The 18132-nt window shown below is 65.8% G+C and carries 16 protein-coding genes; 13 read left to right on the top strand and 3 right to left on the bottom strand.

From position 1 onward, the window contains the following. Positions 1 to 17: 17 nt before the first annotated feature. Positions 18 to 833: a uracil-DNA glycosylase gene (locus ACQR1I_RS27855; RefSeq protein WP_434868788.1), complete on the bottom strand. Its 816-nt coding sequence runs from the start codon at positions 831 to 833 to the stop codon at positions 18 to 20. Between the two features lie 304 nt (positions 834 to 1137). On the opposite strand from ACQR1I_RS27855, the gene ACQR1I_RS27850 reads away from it, so the two are divergent. The 3 genes from ACQR1I_RS27850 (at position 1138) to ACQR1I_RS27840 (ending at position 5874) form a co-directional block, all read left to right on the top strand. Then, the gene (locus tag ACQR1I_RS27850; protein WP_434868520.1) at positions 1138 to 2796 is read left to right on the top strand and encodes an electron transfer flavoprotein-ubiquinone oxidoreductase; all 1659 of its coding nucleotides are present in this window, start codon (positions 1138 to 1140) and stop codon (positions 2794 to 2796) included. Positions 2797 to 3036: 240 nt separating this feature from the next. Continuing rightward, positions 3037 to 4830 carry a tetratricopeptide repeat protein gene (locus ACQR1I_RS27845; protein WP_434868787.1) on the top strand — a complete coding sequence of 598 codons (1794 nt, stop codon included), beginning with the start codon at positions 3037 to 3039 and terminating at the stop codon, positions 4828 to 4830. 141 nt (positions 4831 to 4971) lie between these two features. Next, entirely contained in the window at positions 4972 to 5874 is a 903-nt protein-coding gene (locus ACQR1I_RS27840; RefSeq protein ID WP_434868519.1) for a 4-(cytidine 5'-diphospho)-2-C-methyl-D-erythritol kinase, read from the top strand. 257 nt (positions 5875 to 6131) lie between these two features. On the opposite strand, the gene ACQR1I_RS27835 is transcribed toward ACQR1I_RS27840, so the two are convergent. Next, positions 6132 to 7142, bottom strand: coding sequence for a polyprenyl synthetase family protein (locus ACQR1I_RS27835; protein ID WP_434868518.1), 1011 nt, complete (start codon positions 7140 to 7142; stop codon positions 6132 to 6134). Between the two features lie 136 nt (positions 7143 to 7278). Between ACQR1I_RS27835 and ACQR1I_RS27830 the strand changes: the two genes are divergently transcribed. The 8 genes from ACQR1I_RS27830 to ACQR1I_RS27795 all read left to right on the top strand — a co-directional run bounded on the left by ACQR1I_RS27830 (position 7279) and on the right by ACQR1I_RS27795 (position 13857). Further along, positions 7279 to 7506 carry a DUF2007 domain-containing protein gene (locus tag ACQR1I_RS27830; protein ID WP_431334024.1) on the top strand — a complete coding sequence of 76 codons (228 nt, stop codon included), beginning with the start codon at positions 7279 to 7281 and terminating at the stop codon, positions 7504 to 7506. Beyond that, positions 7499 to 8263 carry a tRNA1(Val) (adenine(37)-N6)-methyltransferase gene (locus ACQR1I_RS27825; RefSeq protein ID WP_434868517.1) on the top strand — a complete coding sequence of 255 codons (765 nt, stop codon included), beginning with the start codon at positions 7499 to 7501 and terminating at the stop codon, positions 8261 to 8263. The genes ACQR1I_RS27830 and ACQR1I_RS27825 overlap by 8 nt, the downstream gene beginning before the upstream one ends. 242 nt (positions 8264 to 8505) lie before the next feature. After that, positions 8506 to 9420: a S49 family peptidase gene (locus ACQR1I_RS27820; RefSeq protein ID WP_434868516.1), complete on the top strand. Its 915-nt coding sequence runs from the start codon at positions 8506 to 8508 to the stop codon at positions 9418 to 9420. Positions 9421 to 9527: 107 nt separating this feature from the next. Next, on the top strand, positions 9528 to 9719 hold the full coding sequence (locus ACQR1I_RS27815; RefSeq protein ID WP_434868515.1) for a hypothetical protein: 192 nt from the start codon (positions 9528 to 9530) through the stop codon (positions 9717 to 9719). Between the two features lie 127 nt (positions 9720 to 9846). Further along, positions 9847 to 10779, top strand: coding sequence for a glycine--tRNA ligase subunit alpha (locus tag ACQR1I_RS27810; RefSeq protein WP_434868514.1), 933 nt, complete (start codon positions 9847 to 9849; stop codon positions 10777 to 10779). After that, positions 10776 to 11021: a CDGSH iron-sulfur domain-containing protein gene (locus ACQR1I_RS27805; protein ID WP_434868513.1), complete on the top strand. Its 246-nt coding sequence runs from the start codon at positions 10776 to 10778 to the stop codon at positions 11019 to 11021. The genes ACQR1I_RS27810 and ACQR1I_RS27805 overlap by 4 nt, the downstream gene beginning before the upstream one ends. Before the next feature lie 128 nt (positions 11022 to 11149). Continuing rightward, positions 11150 to 13261 carry a glycine--tRNA ligase subunit beta gene (gene glyS / locus ACQR1I_RS27800; RefSeq protein ID WP_434868512.1) on the top strand — a complete coding sequence of 704 codons (2112 nt, stop codon included), beginning with the start codon at positions 11150 to 11152 and terminating at the stop codon, positions 13259 to 13261. 2 nt (positions 13262 to 13263) lie between these two features. Then, positions 13264 to 13857, top strand: coding sequence for a class I SAM-dependent methyltransferase (locus ACQR1I_RS27795; RefSeq protein ID WP_434868511.1), 594 nt, complete (start codon positions 13264 to 13266; stop codon positions 13855 to 13857). Positions 13858 to 14101: 244 nt separating this feature from the next. Here ACQR1I_RS27795 and ACQR1I_RS27790 read toward each other — a convergent pair whose 3' ends face one another. Continuing rightward, positions 14102 to 14449: a DUF1236 domain-containing protein gene (locus ACQR1I_RS27790; protein WP_434868510.1), complete on the bottom strand. Its 348-nt coding sequence runs from the start codon at positions 14447 to 14449 to the stop codon at positions 14102 to 14104. A 239-nt stretch (positions 14450 to 14688) separates the two neighbouring features. Here ACQR1I_RS27790 and ACQR1I_RS27785 point away from each other — a divergent pair, with 239 nt between their 5' ends. Both ACQR1I_RS27785 and ppdK read left to right on the top strand, forming a co-directional pair. Further along, positions 14689 to 14844: a DUF3096 domain-containing protein gene (locus ACQR1I_RS27785; RefSeq protein ID WP_434868509.1), complete on the top strand. Its 156-nt coding sequence runs from the start codon at positions 14689 to 14691 to the stop codon at positions 14842 to 14844. Positions 14845 to 14956: 112 nt separating this feature from the next. Then, positions 14957 to 17917, top strand: a complete 2961-nt coding sequence (ppdK, locus tag ACQR1I_RS27780; RefSeq protein WP_434868508.1) for a pyruvate, phosphate dikinase — start codon at positions 14957 to 14959, stop codon at positions 17915 to 17917. The last annotated feature ends 215 nt before the right edge of the window (positions 17918 to 18132 follow it).

Raw genomic sequence — 18132 nt, 5'->3', positions numbered from 1 at the left:
CGCCGAGAGAGTTTGGCTCAGACCGCCAGCACCGTCGCGATGGCGCGCAGGTCCTGCCAGGACAGCCGCTTGTAGGACGGTGAGCGCAGCAGATAGGCCGGGTGGAAGGTGGCGATGGCGCGGATGGTGCGCTTGCCGGTGTCGTAGTCGCGCCATTTGCCGCGCGTGCGCATGATGCCCTCGGTGGTGCCGAGCAGGGCCTGCGTCGACGGGTTGCCGAGCGTCACCAGCACGTCGGGATCGACCAGCTCGATCTGGCGGCGGATGAACGGCAGGCAGATCTGCGTCTCCTGCGGGGTCGGCGTGCGGTTGCCGGGCGGCCGCCACGGAATCACGTTGGCGATATACACCTTGCTGCGATCGAGCCCGATGGCGCCGATCATGCGATCGAGCAGCTTGCCCGAGCGGCCGACGAACGGCAGTCCCTCGATGTCCTCGTCACGCCCCGGCGCCTCGCCGACCAGCATGATGCGGGCTTCGGGATTGCCATCGGCGAACACCAGCCGCGATGCCGTCTGCTTCAGCGCGCAGCCGTCAAACGCCTCCAGCAACGCGCGCAGCGCCTCCAGCGACGCCGCCGTCCGGGCGGCCTCGCGCGCCGAGGCGATGGCGGCCTCCGGCGGAGGCGGCGCATCGCCGCGCGGCGCGATGATCGCAGGCGCCGCCGGCCGGCTCGGCTGCGGTGGCGCGGCCTGCCGCGCGGCGGGCGCAGCAGGCACAGGCTCGGGCTCGACCAGCCGGTTGATCGGCTCGTCGCCGAGCGCGCAGTCGACCCCGGCCTCCAGATAGAAGGCGAGCAATTGCCGGACGTTGGGGAGGGGTTCGGGATTCATCATGATCGATCGATGGCACAGTCTACGCCGCCCCGATGCATGGCGGAATGCATTTCCGTGGTTGTCCTGCCCGGAAAAATCGGAAACAAGAGCTTGGAATAGCCCAAAAATGGGACGGAACGCCCTAGTGTTCCCTCGGCCGCCTTCGCTCCCCTCCAGGATCAGCCTCCAGCGAAACGCGAACGCCTTGAGGAACCCTAGATAAGTCATTGTTGCCATTGCAGCTTGCGGGTTTGGCCTTTGCTTGCGCCGGGGGGCTGCAAGGGCCACATCCACTGCACCGGCCGGCCTGAGATCGAGAGAGATGAGCACCGAAGAATTACCTCCGCGCGAATCCATGGAGTTCGACGTCGTCATCGTCGGCGCCGGCCCCGCGGGCCTGACCGCCGCGATCCGGCTGAAGCAGCTCAATGCCGACCTCAACATCGTCGTCGTCGAGAAAGGCTCCGAGGTCGGCGCGCACATCCTGTCCGGTGCGGTGATCGATCCCGTTGCGCTCGACAAGCTGCTGCCGGACTGGCGCTCGGACGACGACTGCCCGCTCAAGACCCAGGTCAAGGACGACAAGTTCTTCTGGATGACCGAGAGCGGCGCGATCAAGCTGCCGGGCTTCGCGATGCCGCCCTTCATGGACAACCATCATTGCTTCGTCGGCTCGCTCGGCAACGTCTGCCGCTGGCTGTCGCGCAAGGCGGAGGCGCTCGGCGTCGAGATCTATCCGGGCTTCGCGGCGACCGAAGTGCTGTATGACGAGCAGGGCGCGGTGCGCGGCATCGCCACCGGCGATATGGGCATCGGCAAGGACGGCAAGCCCAAAGCGTCGTTCACCCGCGGCATGGAGCTGCTCGGCAAGTACACGCTGTTCGCGGAGGGCGCGCGCGGCAGTCTGTCCAAGCAGCTGATCGCGAAGTTCGCGCTCGACGCCAAGAGCGAGCCGGCGAAGTTCGGCATCGGCCTCAAGGAGGTCTGGCAGATCGATCCCGCCAAGCACCAGAAGGGCCTGATCCAGCACTCGTTCGGCTGGCCGCTCGACATGAAGACCGGCGGCGGCTCGTTCCTGTATCACTACGACGACAATCTCGTCGCGGTCGGCTTCGTCGTGCATCTGAACTACGACGATCCGTATCTGTCGCCGTTCGAGGAATTCCAGCGCTTCAAGACGCACCCGTCGATCCGCGGCGTGCTCGAAGGCGGCAAGCGCCTGGCCTACGGCGCGCGCGCCATCACCGAAGGCGGCTATCAGTCGGTGCCGCGGCTGTCGTTCGCCGGCGGCGCGCTGATCGGCTGCGCCGCGGGCTTCGTCAACGTGCCGCGCATCAAGGGCGTGCACAATGCGATGGGCAGCGCGATGCTCGTGGCCGAGCATCTCAATGCGGCGCTCGCCGCCGGCCGCGCCAATGACGAACTGGTAGAGTACGAGAACGCCTGGCGGTCGTCGCCGGTGGGCGAGGACCTGTTCAAGGTGCGCAACGTCAAGCCGCTGTGGTCGAAGTTCGGCACCGTGCTCGGCGTCATGCTTGGCGGCTTCGACATGTGGTGCAACACGCTCGGCTTCTCGCTGTTCGGCACCCAGTCGCATAGCAAGCCGGATCGCGCGACGCTCGATGCCGCCAAGGCGCACCAGCCGAAGCCGGCGATGAAGCCCGACGGCAAGCTGACCTTCGACCGGCTGTCGTCGGTATTCCTCTCCAACACCAATCACGAGGAAGACCAGCCGGTGCATCTGAAGGTCGCCGACATGGCCCTGCAGAAGAGCTCCGAGCACGATGTCTACGCCGGACCGTCGAACCGCTATTGCCCGGCGGGTGTCTACGAGTGGGTCGAGGACGGCTCGAGCCCGCGCTTCGTGATCAACGCGCAGAACTGCGTCCACTGCAAGACCTGCGACGTCAAGGACCCCAACGGCAACATCACCTGGGTTCCTCCGGAAGGCGGCGGCGGTCCCAACTACGAGGCCATGTAGCCTCTTAACCTCACGCACGTTTGCGTGAGTCGGCCGCGCCTCCGGGGGCGGCCGGCCACGATACGGCCATACTGGCGCGGTTTGACGCAGGTGACCTTGCCAAAGAGGCTTCCGGCTGACCCGAATATCCTGCAAATCCTTGCGGTTGGCCGCCAAACGCGGCATTGTCGGCGCCTTGAAGAGCCGACCGGGTTCGTGTCCGCGTACGACCGTCCTTTCCAACAATCAGAGCGCACCGTGATGTTTTCAATTCGCTGCAATCGCTGGACTGCCGTTGCCGTTGCTGCCGTGCTGCTCCCGGGTGTCGCCCTGGCACAGACGCCGGATCATCCGGCTGACACGGCGAAGTTTCCGACCAATGTCGATTTGAAATCGCTGACCACGTCCGGCAGCTATCTGGCGGCCCGCCATGCCAGCGTCGAGCGCGACGCCGCCTCGGCCGCCGCGTTCTATCGCTCGGCGCTGCGCAGCGATCCCAAGAACAACGAGCTGCTCGACCGCGCCTTCATCTCCTCGGTCGCCGACGGCGACATCGACGAGGCGGTGAAGCTCGCCGAACGGATCCTGACCGTCGACAAGTCCAACCGCATCGCCCGTCTGGTGATGGGCGTGCAGGACATCAAGCAGAAGAAGTACGCGGCCGCTCAGAACAACATCAACCAGTCGGTGCGCGGCCCGATCACCGATCTCGTCGCCACCCTGCTGTCGGCCTGGGCCACCGCGGGCGCGGGCGACGCCAAGGGCGCGGTCGCCAACATCGACAAGCTGACCGGGCCGGAATGGTATCCGCTGTTCAAGGACCTGCATGCCGGCATGATCCTCGAGCTCGCCGGCAAGGAGAAGGACGCCGGCACGCGCTTCGAGCGCGCCTACAAGCTCGACGATTCGATGCTGCGCATCACCGAGGCCTATGCGCACTGGCTGTCGCGCAACAAGGATGCGGCCGCGGCGACCGCGATCTATGAGGCCTTCGACAAGAAGCTCGCCCGTCACCCGCTGGTGCAGGAAGGCCTGCGCGACTCCAAGGCCGGCAAGAAGATGCCGCCGCTGGTGGACTCGCCGCAGGCCGGCGCCGCCGAGGCGCTGTACGGCATCGGCGCGACCCTGAGCCGCCGCGGCGGCGAGGACCTCGCGCTGGTCTACCTGCAGCTCGCGCTGCACCTGCAGCCGAACCATCCGCTGGCGCTGCTGTCGCTCGCCGATCTCTACGAGACCGTGAAGAAGCCGCAGATGGCGATCAAGGTCTATGAGCGAGTGCCGGCGAGCTCGCCGCTGAAGCGCAACGCGCAGATCCAGCTCGCGACCGATCTCGACTCGGCCGACCGCAGCGACGAGGCGATCAAGATCCTCAAGGACGTCATCGCCCAGGATCCGAAGGATCTCGAGGCCATCATGGCGCTCGGCAACGTCGAGCGCGGCCGCAAGAAGTTCGCCGATTGCGCAAAGACCTATTCGCTCGGCGTCGATTCGCTGCCCGCCAACAACGACAAGGGCAACAGCGTCTATTACTACTATCGCGGCATCTGCCTGGAGCGTTCCAAGCAGTGGCCGAAGGCCGAGGCCGACATGCGCAAGGCGCTCGAGCTGCAGCCCGACCAGCCGCACGTGCTGAACTATCTCGGCTATTCCTGGATCGACCAGGGCACCAATCTCGACGAAGGCATGAAGATGATCAAGCGCGCCGTCGAGCAGCGCCCCGACGACGGCTACATCGTCGACTCGCTCGGCTGGGCCTATTTCCGCATCGGCAATTACGAGGAGGCGGTGAAGAACCTCGAGCGCGCGATCGACCTCAAGCCCGAGGATCCGACCATCAACGACCATCTCGGCGACGCCTATTGGAAGATCGGCCGCAAGCTGGAAGCCAAGTTCCAGTGGGCGCACGCCCGCGACCTCAAGCCCGAGCCCGAAGAGCTGCCGAAGATCGAGGCCAAGATCCAGAACGGCCTGACCGACGAGCCGGGGCCGGCGGCGGCGAGTGCCGACACCAAGGACGCGCCCGCCGCCAAGAAGGACGACGGCAAGGGCGGCTAGTTCGTCCGGATCACTTCGTCCGGATCACGATGTAAGAGCCGTCACGGGCTCCTCGGTTTGCCGGGGAGCCCGGATGATTTTGAGAGGGCGTGGCGCCGAACCTGCCGCGCCTGACATGACGATGTTGGGGGCATTGCGCCGATGATGGCGTCCACGGTCACCGGCGCGCTGCGGGAGCAGGGCCGCGCCAAGGTCAATCTCACTTTGCGGGTCGTCGGCCGCCGCGTCGACGGCTATCATGACCTCGAAAGCGTGGTCGCGTTCGCCGACTGCGCCGATCAGCTCACGCTGGTGCCGGGCGAGGGGCTGACGCTGACCACGACCGGTCCGCTGGCGGAGGCCTGCGGCGAGACCTCGGACAATCTGGTGCTCAAGGCGGCGCGGCTGCTGGCGGACGCCGTCCCCGGCCTCAAGCTCGGCGCCTTCACCCTGGAAAAGGTGCTGCCTGTCGCAGCCGGTATCGGCGGCGGCTCGGCCGATGCCGCAGCGGCGCTGCGGCTGCTGGCCCGACTGAACGGCTTGGCGCTCGACGATCCCAGGCTTGCGGCCGTGGCCCTGAAGACCGGCGCCGACGTTCCGGTCTGCGTGCCCTCGCGCGCTTGCACCATGGCGGGTGTCGGCGAAAATCTGCAGCCGCTCGCGCTTCTCGTCCTGCCCTGCGTGATGATCAATCCGCGCGTGCCGGTGGCGACCAAGGACGTCTTCCACGCGCTCGGTCTCAAGCCGGGCGACCTGTTGGTCGGTGTTGGCGATGTGCTGACGGCGCCGTCCTGGCCCGGCGCCGGCGCCTCCGTCCGCGATTGGGTCGCCGCACTTGGCCAAGTGAACAACGACCTCGAGCCGCCCGCGTTGAAGGTGCAGCCGATCATCGGCACCGTGCTCGACGCACTGCGCGCGAGCGCAGGCGTACTGCTGGCGCGCATGTCCGGCTCGGGCGCAACGTGTTTTGCGATCTACGGCAGCGAGGCGGATGCAAAGGCTGCCGGCGCTGCCATCGCAGCCGCACACCCCGAATGGTGGGTGCATGCGGGGACGCTGAGTTAGTAGTAATTAGTAAATGCGAGCAGTTGCCCGATACAGTGCCTCTCCCCTTTTGGGAGAGGGCATCGCCGGCTTATCCGCGTACTCGCTTGGGTGAGGGGTATCTCTCCGCAGACACCGCGCTTGCGGAGGCATACCCCTCACCCAAGCGAGCTTGCTGATCTGTCCTGCATGCGCTCTCCCACAAGGGGCGAGGGCGCATTAATGCGCATCGCTTGCGCGGGACATGAGTCTCCCGGCGGAGTGCACAGTCCAACCAACTAATGCGACCGTGCCAGGCAGAACGCGACGACCTGCTCCAGCGCGGCCTTCATCGGCGAGGCCGGGAACAGCGCCAGCGCGTCCACGGCCATGGCGCCGTAATGATGTGCGCGGCTGATCGTGTCTTCCAATGCTCGGTGCTTGTTCATCAGGCCGATCGCGTGGTCGAGATCGCTGTCGCTGATCTCGCCGCGCTCCAGCGACTTGATCCAGAACGCGCGCTCGCTGTCGCTGCCGCGGCGGAAGGCGAGCACGACCGGCAGGGTGATCTTGCCCTCGCGGAAATCGTCGCCGACGTTCTTGCCGAGCTTGGCGGCCTTGCCGCCATAGTCGAGCACGTCGTCGACGAGCTGGAATGCGATGCCGAGATTCATGCCGAACGAGCGTGAGGCGGTCTGTTCGGCCTTCGGGCGCTCGGCGAGCACCGGGCCGACCTCGCAGGCGGCCGCGAACAGCTCGGCGGTCTTGCCGCGGATCACGGCGAGATATTCGTCCTCGGTGGTCGCGGTGTTCTTGGCGGCGGCGAGCTGCATCACCTCGCCCTCGGCGATGGTGGCGGCGGCCGCCGAGAGAATGTCGAGCGCGCGCAGCGAGCCGACCTCGACCATCATGCGGAACGCCTGTCCGAGCAGGAAGTCGCCGACCAGCACGCTGGCCTCGTTGCCCCACAGCATGCGCGCCGACAATTTGCCGCGGCGCATTTCGCTCTCGTCGACGACGTCGTCGTGCAGCAAGGTCGCGGTGTGCATGAACTCGACCGCGGCGGCGAGCTTGACGTGGCCGTCGCCGGCATAGTCGGTGAGATGCGCCATCGCCAGCGTCAGCATCGGCCGCAGCCGCTTGCCGCCGGAGGAGATCAGATGATTGGCGACCTCCGGAATCATCGTCACGTCCGAGCCGGTCCGCGACAGGATCGTGGCGTTGACCCGTTCCATGTCGGCGCTAACCAGGCCGACCAGCCCATCGATCGACGCACCCGATGGGCTTTCGAAAGGTACGATAACCGCCACGCTGGTCTCCAATTTTGCTATCCTGGGATCGACAATAGAAACTGCGGCCGCGGGCGGCAAGGGCGGACACGGAACCTTGACCCAGGGGTTCTCTTCCAGAGCCTTGCTCGAACGCGCGCGCACGGAGACATAACGATTGAAGGAATTGGTTCGGACCAACGATATCGTGCTGGTTTCGGCAGTGGGAGCGCTGCTCGACGGCGCTGACATCCACCACCTCGTGCTCGACCAGAACATGAGCATCATCGAGGGCTCGCTCGGCATCCTGCCGCGCCGGATCCTGGTGCATGAGGACGACAATCTGCAGGCGCGCCGGCTGCTCACCGACGCCGGGCTGGCGCACGAGCTGCGTCCCGATGAGTGACACAGCTACGATCTCCGAAGACGCCGTGCTCGGCGGCCGGTTGCGGCTGCGACAGCCGACCTCGGGCCATCGTGCCGGCCATGATGCGATCCTGCTGGCGGCGGCAACGGCCGCACGGCCGGGCGATCGCGTCGTCGATTTAGGGGCCGGCGTCGGAACGGCCGGCCTGGCGCTGGCCCGGCGCGTCGGTGGTCTCGGCCTGACGCTGGTCGAGCGTGCGTCCGATCTGGCGCAGCTCGCACGCGACAATGCGGATGCCAATGGATTGCCCGCCGCGGTCGCGGTGCTCGACGTCGCTGCTGATGCCGCTGCGTTCGCCGCGGCGGGGCTCGGCCCTGACAGCGTCGACGTGGTGCTGATGAATCCGCCGTTCCACGACGCCGCGCGTCACCGCGCCTCGCCGGACGCCGCGCGCGCCAACGCGCATCTGGCGACGGCGACCACGCTGGAGTCCTGGACGCATGCCGCGCGGCGGATGCTGAAATCCGGTGGTGTGCTGACGCTGATCTGGCGGGCGGATGGGTTAGGGGAGGTGCTGACGGCGCTGGGGCGCGGCTTCGGCAGTCTGGCGCTGCAGCCGGTTCACGGCCAGTCGGGCAAGCCGGCGATCCGTATCCTGGTCCGGGCCGTTAAGGGAGGGCGGGCGCCGACCCAGATTCTCGCGGGGGTGGTGCTCAACGACGCGGCAGGTGTGCCCAATGAAGACGTTGCGCGTGTGCTGGCAGGGCAGGGGGCGCTTGCTTTGGGCACCCCCTGAACGGTCAATCGAGGTCGGGCGTTACTGTGTCTGCGTCTCGGAGCGGCGGTCAGTTACCGGCATGAAACGGATCGCCGTCAAGAGAGTACCGATCAGCAGCATCAACAGGTAGACCTTCATGCATTCCTCCGCCGCACTCTGCAACTTCGCTCGCCGTGCAATTGCCCAAGCCATTGCAAGGCTCGTTCCAGCCCTTTGAATGGCAGTGGCGGGATAAAAAGTGGTTAATCCGAGGTAACAGGATGATGGACAATTTGACACAACCGAGCGATGTGGCGGGCCCCTTCGATCGCCTGAAGGCGCTGCTTCCAGCGCGGCTGCGCGGCGCGCCGGTGGTGCCCGTCGTCCGCCTCTCCGGCGTGATCGGAGCGGTGACGCCGCTGCGTCCCGGCTTGACGCTCGCCGGCGTCGCCAAGATGCTCGAGCGGGCGTTTTCGATGCGCAACGCCAAGGCGGTGGCGCTGGTGATCAATTCGCCCGGTGGCTCGCCGGTGCAGTCGCGCCAGATCTATCTGCGCATCCGCCAACTCGCGGCGGAGAAGAAGCTCCCGGTGCTGGTGTTCGTCGAGGACGTCGCGGCGTCCGGCGGCTATATGATCGCCTGCGCGGGAGACGAGATCTTCTGCGATCCGTCCTCGATCGTCGGCTCGATCGGCGTGGTCGGCGGCTCGTTCGGGCTGCAGGACCTGATCAAGAAGATCGGTGTCGAGCGAAGGCTTTACACGGCGGGCGCGCACAAGGCGATGCTCGATCCCTTCCTCCCCGAAAACCCCGATGACGTGGCGCGGCTGAAGAAGATCCAGCGCGAGATCCACACGCTGTTCATCTCGCTGGTGAAGGAGAGCCGCAGCGGCCGGCTGAAGGGCGCGGACGACGTGCTGTTCACCGGCGAGTACTGGGCCGGCGACACCGCCGTGACGCTCGGCCTTGCCGACGCCATCGGCGACATGCGCGCCGTGCTGCGCGCCCGGTTCGGCGACAAGGTCACGATGCCCGTGGTGGCGCCGGCCGCCGGCCTGCTGTCGGGCCTGCTCGGACGCAAGGCCGGGGCCGGGAGCCTCGCTTCCGAAGGTCTGGGTCTCGGTTGGTCGGGGCTGGCCGAGGAATTGATCTCGGCGGCCGAAACCCGGGCGATCTGGGCCCGATTCGGCTTCTAGCGCCGCTTCCCGCGCCAATTTGCCCCCCGCAATCCGGATTGCGGGGGGAACCGGGATGGGAGAGAATACGAATCGGGGTGGCTCTCCTCATGAACAAGGATCGACCAATGCCGCCGTTCGTCGCTTTCGCGGGTATGCTGGGCGGGCTTGCCGCGGTTCGCTGGGTCTACAAGACCGCGCAGAGGATCAATCACGAGCTCGAGGAGGCGCGGCTGTCGCGCGTCGCCGAGGCCGCCCAGACCGCTGAGATCAAGACCCTGCGCCGTGATCCCGTCACGGGCGCCTACCGGCCGGGCTGACCGCGTCCCGCCGTCCAACGGCGGTCATCGCCGCCGTTGGACTTGGTCCCTATTGCCTTGATTCCTGGTGCCCTCGCCGATACGGTCCGCGCGCTTTTCAGACCCGCGTGAAAGACCGAACCCGACGATGGACTCGCTGCCTCAGCACATGCGCCCCGAACGCTCGTTCCAGGGCTTCATCCTGGCCCTGCAACGGTTCTGGGCCGAGCAGGGCTGCGTGATCCTGCAGCCCTACGACATGGAGATGGGCGCCGGCACCTTCCACCCGGCCACGACCCTGCGCGCGCTCGGGCCGAAGCCGTGGAATGCGGCTTACGTGCAGCCGTCGCGGCGGCCGAAGGATGGCCGCTATGGCGAGAACCCGAACCGGATGCAGCACTACTATCAGTTCCAGGTGATCATGAAGCCGTCGCCGCCGAACCTTCAGGAGCTGTACCTGAAGTCGCTGGCCGCGATCGGCATCGACGCCGCCGCGCACGACATCCGCTTCGTCGAGGACGATTGGGAGAGCCCGACGCTCGGGGCCTGGGGCCTTGGCTGGGAGTGCTGGTGCGACGGCATGGAGGTGTCGCAGTTCACCTACTTCCAGCAGGTCGCGGGCTTCGAATGCGCGCCGGTCGCGGGCGAGCTCACCTACGGTCTCGAGCGCCTGGCGATGTACGTCCAGGGCGTCGACCGCGTCTACGACCTCAACTTCAACGGCCGCGACGGTGACGCCAAGGTCACCTATGGCGACGTCTTCCTGCAGGCCGAGCAGGAATATTCGCGGCACAATTTCGAGCATGCCGACACCGACATGCTGTTCGAGCAGTTCAAAATGGCCGAAGGCGCGTGCCGGAAGTATCTCGACGCCGGCTGGCGTGATGGCAATCGCAAAGAGCACCAGATGGCGCTGCCGGCCTACGACCAGTGCATCAAGGCCAGCCACGTCTTCAACCTGCTCGACGCCCGCGGCGTCATCTCCGTCACCGAGCGTCAGAGCTACATTTTGCGTGTGCGTGAACTGGCCAAGGCCTGCGGCGAGGCCTGGCTGCATACCGAAGCCGGAGGGGCATCATGAGCGAACCAGCAATCGGCGGTCGGACGCCGCTTCCTGTCGAGGTCGAGGCGGGCAAGGACTATTGGTGGTGCACCTGCGGCCAATCCGCCAAGCAGCCGTTCTGCGACGGCAGCCATGCGGGCTCGAGCTTCGCGCCGATGCAGTACACGGCCCCCGAAACCAAGAAGGCGTTCTTCTGCACCTGCAAACGCACCGCCAATGCGCCGCTGTGCGACGGAGCGCATTCGAAGCTGCCGGCGTGATGCCGCCGCGGGATCTCATCCGGAGATCCCTGCGCAGCTCACCCACACGGTTCTCATGAGCGACGGCGAGCCGTCTCGCCGTCGCTCCCTTCTGTTTGCGCCTCAACGTCGCGCCAAGAGCGGTTGCAATGCCCGATCTCCTTCTCGAACTGTTCTCCGAAGAAATCCCCGCGCGCATGCAGGCCAAGGCGGCCGAGGATCTGCGCCGCATGGTGACCGACAAGCTGGTCGCCGAGGGACTCGTCTATGAGGGCGCCAAGGCGTTCGCGACGCCGCGGCGGCTGGCGCTGACCGTGCACGGCATCCCGGCGCGGCAGGCCGATCTGAAGGACGAGCGCAAGGGCCCGCGCGTCGGTGGCCCCGATGCGGCGATCCAGGGCTTTCTGAAGGCCACCGGCCTGTCCTCGCTCGATGAGGCGACGATCCAGCGCGACCCCAAGAAGGGCGACTTCTACGTCGCGCTGATCGAGAAGCCCGGCCGCGCCACCATCGACGTGCTCGCCGAGATGCTGCCGGTCATCGTCAGGACCTTCCCGTGGCCGAAGTCGATGCGCTGGGGCAAGCGCTCGGAAAAGCCGGGCGCGCTGAACTGGGTGCGGCCGCTGCACGCGATCACCGCGACCTTCGGCCTGGAGACCGAGGAGCCCGACGTCGTCAGCTTCGCCGTCGACGGCATCGAGGCCGGCCAGACCACCTACGGCCATCGCTTCCTGGCGCCGGCAGCCATTTCGGTGCGCCGCTTCGAGGACTACGAGGCAAAACTGCTCGACGCCAAGGTCGTGCTCGACCCGCAGCGCCGGAAAGACACCATCGTCACCGACGCCAAACAACTCGCCTTCGCGCAGGGCTATGAGTTGGTCGAGGACCAGGTGCTGCTCGACGAGGTCGCAGGGCTCGTCGAATGGCCGGTCGTGCTGATGGGCTCGTTCGATCCGGACTATCTGAAGGTGCCTGGCGAGGTCATCCGCGCCACCATCCGCAACAACCAGAAATGCTTCGTGGTCCGCGACCCCAAGACCGGCGGGCTCGCGCCGAAATTCATCCTGACCGCGAACATCGAGGCGACCGACGGCGGCAAGACCATCATCGCCGGTAACGAGCGCGTCATCCGCGCGCGGCTGTCGGATGCGAAGTTCTTTTATGAGACCGACCTGAAGACGAAGCTCGAAGACCGGCTGCCGAAATTCGAGCAGATCGTGTTCCACGAGAAGCTGGGGACGCAAGCCGCGCGTATCGCGCGGATCGAGAAGCTGGCCGCCGAGATCGCGCCGATGGTCGGCGCTGACGTGGAAAAAACTAAGCGAGCCGCGAAGCTGGCCAAGGCCGACCTGCTCACGGAGGTGGTGGGCGAGTTTCCGGAAGTCCAAGGCTTAATGGGCAAGTACTACGCGCTCGCGCAGGGCGAGGACGCCTCCGTTGCCGGCGCGTGCGAGGAGCACTACAAGCCGCAGGGGCCGACGGATCGTGTGCCGACCGACCCTGTTTCTGTCGCGGTGGCGCTCGCCGACAAGCTCGATACCCTGGTCGGTTTCTGGGCGATCGATGAGAAACCAACCGGCTCAAAGGACCCCTACGCACTGCGTCGCGCAGCGCTCGGTGTCATACGTATCGCACTTGAGAGGGAGTTCGACCTTTATCCGAGGTACTTCTTCGAAAAACATATTCGAGCATTTCGTCCTGATTGGTCAGATATCGAAGTATCAAATGTGGGAGATTACTTTCAGAACTTCTTCGATGACAGGTTAACGGTTCTGTTGAGGGACCAGGGCGCTCGTCATGATTTGGTTGGGGCAGTCCTTGGTCTCGGGTCTCGCGAAGCGGCTCTAGCGTCTGTAGTCCGTCGCGTCGAGGCGCTCGGAACGTTTCTCGAAACAGAGGATGGTCGAAACCTGCTTGCCGGTGTCAAGCGAGCCGAAAATATCCTTCGCATCGAAGAGAAAAAGGATAAAGTCTCTTACCTCGACGATCCTAACCCGGAACTCTACTTGCTGCCGGAAGAGCGCGAGTTGGCGGACGAGGTTGATAGAGCAGAAGCAACAGCTCGGGACCGTGTGTTTAAGAACGACTATGTCGCAGCCTTGGCCGCGATGGCGAAGCTGCGTCCGGCGGTCGACGCGTTCTTCGACAAGGTGAAGGTCAACGACGACGACGCGGCGATCCGCGAGAACCGGCTCAAGCTGTTGAACGAGATCCGCAGCGCAACCCGGGCTGTCGCCGACTTCTCCAAGATCGAGGGCTGATCGTGGATCGGCCGACGCTCGCCGCCTACGACCGTGAGGCGGCGGCGTTTGCGGCCGACTGGCACGCACAGCCGGCGCCGGCCGATCTGCACGACATCGTCGAGCGCTTCTTCATTGCGGGCGGCCGCACCGCCGACATCGGCTGTGGCAGCGGCCGCGAGGTTGGCTGGCTTAACGCCAATGGCTGTCCGGCCGAGGGCTTCGATGCGTCCGAGGGGCTGCTGGACGAGGCGCGGCTGCGCTATCCCGACGCCCGCTTCACACAGGCCGCGTTGCCGGATCTACGGGGTCTCGCGGACGCCAGCTTCGACAATGTGCTGTGCGAGACCGTGCTGATGCACCTCGACCGCAGCGACGTGGTGCCGTCGGTGCGGCGGATGCGCGCGATCACGAAGCCCGGCGGCATCCTCTATCTGAGCTGGCGGGTAACAGAGCAGGCCGATCAGCGCGACGCGCACGGCCGGCTTTATGCGGTGGTCGATCTCGCCGCCATCCGCGCGGCCTTTGCAGGAGATACGACGATGCTCGACGAGCAGGTCGTCAGTCAGTCCTCGGGCAAGGTCATTCACCGCATGGTGGTGAAGAAGGCCGGCTGAGTGCAAGCGTGCTCTGCCCCCGCGTCAGGCTCGTCATTGCGAGGCGCCCTTGCGCCGAAGCAATCCAGGGGCTCTGACGGCAGACTGTCTGTGTGGCCCCTGGATCGCTTCGCTGGCGCTCGCGATGACGGTCAGGAGCAAACGGTATCCCAAAAAAGTAAGCCCCGCCCGGCGGGGGGAACCGGGCAGGGCCTTTACATCTGGCCGCTTGCGGGGGCGTTGGCGACCAAATGCAGCTCGATAACTACTCAACCACCTGAATGATCCGCCGCGATCGCGGTTCGACCAAAACAGTTTCGCCGTTCACCACCGTGTAGCGATAAGGTGTCGCACCGAAGCGCTCGGGAACGTCGTAATACGTAACACCCTGTTCGGGCAGCACGGTCCCCACAACTACGCGATCGCGGATCACATAGTTGGGAACACGCTCACGCACGACATATTCGCGGAATTCCGGACGGCGCTCGACGGCGATGAGCGGAGCATCCTCTTCGACGACGACGCGTCCCGTGCCGATCGTGGACTGCGCTTGCGCAGCCGCGGGGATGATGAGTGCGGCCGCGAGAGCCGCAAGGGTGAGTTTGTTGCGCATGAGCGGAGCTCCTTGCTGTTGATCTCGACAGACGACCGGCATGCGCCGGCACCAGCCTCCCAATCCCGGCTGGCAGCCATCGTTCCGCGGGGAACCCGAGGCATTTTCGCGGCAGTTCCTCCTCCCAGGGAACCGGAACCCGTGCCGTGCGTCTCCTATTCCGCCACGATGAGCCGGGATAAAGTCCGGCCCACTCGAATCGCCCCTCTCTCGTCTTTCAATCCATTCAGAGTTCGCCGATGCACCTGACCGTTGCCCACATCTCGCCGATCATGTCCGTGATCGCCGGCGTCCTCATCCTGATCATGCCTCGCCTGCTGATCTACATCGTCGCGATCTTCCTGATCCTCAACGGCCTGATCGGTATGGGCCTGCTGAAGTGGCTTCATTTCTAGTTTTCCGGGGGGCGGCTAGTCCCAAGGTCGGGAACCTCTGTGCTTGCGCTGCAGCGCCCAAAGTGGTGTAAGGCGCGCGATTTCTCCTCCTATTTGCGGATCGAACCATCTCATGGCCAAAGCGGTAGCGAAGTCTAAGAAAGTTGCAGCGAAATCAAAGCCTTCCAAGTCGGGCAAGGCCAAGGCCGCTCCGCTCGCTCCGCCGCGCAAGGCGCTGAAGACGGCGCTGAAGACGGCGCCGAAGCCCGCCGCCAAGGCGGCGCCGAAGGCGCCAGTGAAAACCGCTCCGAAGAAGCCGGCCAAAGCGGCCGCCAAAAGCGTTGCAAAGCCGGCCGCGAAGGCGGCAAAGCCTGTCGCCAAGAGTGCGGCCAAAGGTTCGGTCACCGCCATCAAGCCGAACAAGTGGGTCTATACGTTCGGTGACGGCAAGGCAGAAGGGAAGGCCGGCCTGCGCGACCTGCTCGGCGGCAAGGGCGCCAACCTCGCCGAGATGGCCAATCTCGGCCTGCCGGTGCCTCCGGGCTTCACCATCCCGACCTCGGTCTGCACCTACTTCTACGCGAACGACAAGACCTACCCGAAGGAGCTGCGTTCGCAGGTCGACAAGGCGCTCGACTACATCGGCAAGCTGACCGGCAAGACATTCGGCGATCCGGAAAACCCGCTGCTGGTCTCGGTGCGCTCCGGCGCCCGCGCCTCGATGCCGGGCATGATGGACACCGTGCTCAATCTCGGCCTCAACGACCAGACGGTGGAGGCGCTGGCCTCGCTGTCCGGCGACCGCCGCTTCGCCTTCGACAGCTACCGCCGCTTCATCACGATGTATTCGGATGTCGTGCTCGGCTTCGAGCACCATCATTTCGAGGACATCCTCGACAGCTTCAAGGACACCCAGGGCTATCAGCTCGACACCGATCTCTCGTCCGAGGATTGGGAGATGCTGGTCGGCAAGTACAAGGAAGCGGTCGCCACCGAGACCGGCAAGGACTTCCCGCAGGATCCGCATGACCAGCTGTGGGGCGCGATCGGCGCCGTGTTCTCATCCTGGATGAACGCGCGCGCGATGACCTATCGCAAGCTGCACGACATTCCGGAATCCTGGGGCACCGCCGTCAACGTCCAGGCCATGGTGTTCGGCAACATGGGCGACACCTCGGCCACCGGCGTTGCCTTCACCCGCAATCCCTCGACCGGCGAGAGCAAGCTGTACGGCGAGTTCCTGATCAACGCACAGGGCGAGGACGTCGTCGCCGGCATCCGCACCCCGCAGGACATCACCGAGGATGCCCGCATCGAATCCGGCTCGGACAAGGCGTCGATGGAAAAGGCGATGCCCGACGCCTTCCACGAGCTGACGCGGATCTACACGCTGCTCGAGAAGCACTACCGCGACATGCAGGACATGGAGTTCACGGTCGAGCGCGGCAAGCTGTGGATGCTGCAGACCCGCAGCGGCAAGCGCACCGCCAAGGCGGCGCTGCGCATCGCCGTAGAGCTCGCCCATGAGGGCCTGATCTCGCAGAACGACGCCGTTCTGCGCGTCGATCCGGCCTCGCTCGATCAGCTCTTGCATCCGACCATTGATCCGTCCGCCAAGCGCGACGTGGTCGCCACCGGCCTGCCGGCGTCGCCGGGTGCTGCCTCCGGTGAGATCGTGTTCTCGTCGGACGAGGCGACCAAGCTGCAGGCCGACGGCCGCAAGGTCATCCTGGTCCGCATCGAGACCTCGCCGGAGGACATCCACGGCATGCACGCCGCGGAAGGCATTCTCACCACCCGCGGCGGCATGACCTCGCATGCGGCGGTGGTCGCGCGCGGCATGGGCAAGCCCTGCGTCTCCGGCTGTGGCACCATCCGCGTCGACTACGGCCGCGGCACGATGAGCATCGGCGGCCGCACCTTCAAGACCGGCGACGTCATCACCATCGACGGCTCGGTCGGCCAGGTGCTGGCGGGGCGCATGCCGATGATCGAGCCGGAGCTGTCCGGCGAGTTCGGCACCCTGATGGGCTGGGCGGACGCGGTGCGCGAGACCGGCGTGCGCGTCAATGCCGACACCCCGGAGGATGCGCGCACCGCGATCAAGTTCGGCGCCGAGGGCATCGGCCTGTGCCGCACCGAGCACATGTTCTTCGAGGAGACCCGCATCCGCACGGTGCGCGAGATGATCCTCTCCGAAGAGGAGCAGGAGCGCCGCGCCGCGCTGTCGAAGCTGCTGCCGATGCAGCGCGCCGACTTCGTCGAGCTGTTCGAGATCATGAAGGGGCTGCCGGTCACGATCCGTCTGCTCGATCCGCCGCTGCACGAGTTCCTGCCGCACACCCAGGCTGAGGTCGAGGAAGTCGCGCGCGCGATGAACACCGATCCGCGCCGGCTGGCCGACCGCGCCCGCGAGCTGTCGGAGTTCAATCCGATGCTCGGCTTCCGCGGCTGCCGTCTCGCCATCGCCTATCCGGAGATCGCCGAGATGCAGGCGCGCGCGATCTTCGAAGCGGCGGTCGAGGCCGAGAAGCGCACCGGCGAGGCCGTCGGCCTCGAGGTCATGGTGCCGCTGATCGCGACCAAAGCCGAGTTCGACCTGGTCAAGGCGCGCATCGACGCGATGGCGCAGGCGGTGATCCGCGAGACCGGCGCCAAGCTGGAATACCAGGTCGGCACCATGATCGAGCTGCCGCGCGCCGTGCTGATGGCCGGGCAGATCGCTGAGGCCGCCGAGTTCTTCTCGTTCGGCACCAACGACCTGACGCAGACGACCTACGGCATCAGCCGCGACGACGCCGGCAGCTTCCTGGGCGCCTACGTCTCGAAGGGCATTCTGGAGATCGATCCGTTCATCTCGCTCGATCGCGAGGGCGTCGGCGAGCTGGTCAAGATCGGCGTCGAGCGCGGCCGCGCCACGCGCCCGAACCTCAAGGTCGGCATCTGCGGCGAGCATGGCGGCGATCCCGCCTCGGTCGCGTTCTGCCACAAGGTCGGCATGAACTACGTCTCGTGCTCGCCCTACCGCGTGCCGATCGCCCGCCTCGCCGCCGCGCAATCCGCGCTCGGCAAGGAGATCGCAAGCCAAGCGTGATTGCTATGGTGATCGACGTGAATTGAATAAAGGCCGGCACATGTTGCCGGCCTTTTTCGTTGTTAGTGTGATCGTTCGTCGACAAGCGAGTGCGTGAGCTCTCATGAGGCGGACGAGTGCCACGCGGGCGGTTAGCTCCCTCTCCCCGTTGCCGCTGAATGCCCCACCTTGGAATGTTCCACTTACGAACATCTCGCACCGGCGCTTTGATCTCT

This window comes from Bradyrhizobium sp. HKCCYLS2038, assembly GCF_051167655.1.
In the GTDB taxonomy this organism is placed as follows: domain Bacteria; phylum Pseudomonadota; class Alphaproteobacteria; order Rhizobiales; family Xanthobacteraceae; genus Bradyrhizobium.
This window is presented reverse-complemented; position numbering and strand designations above follow the sequence as displayed.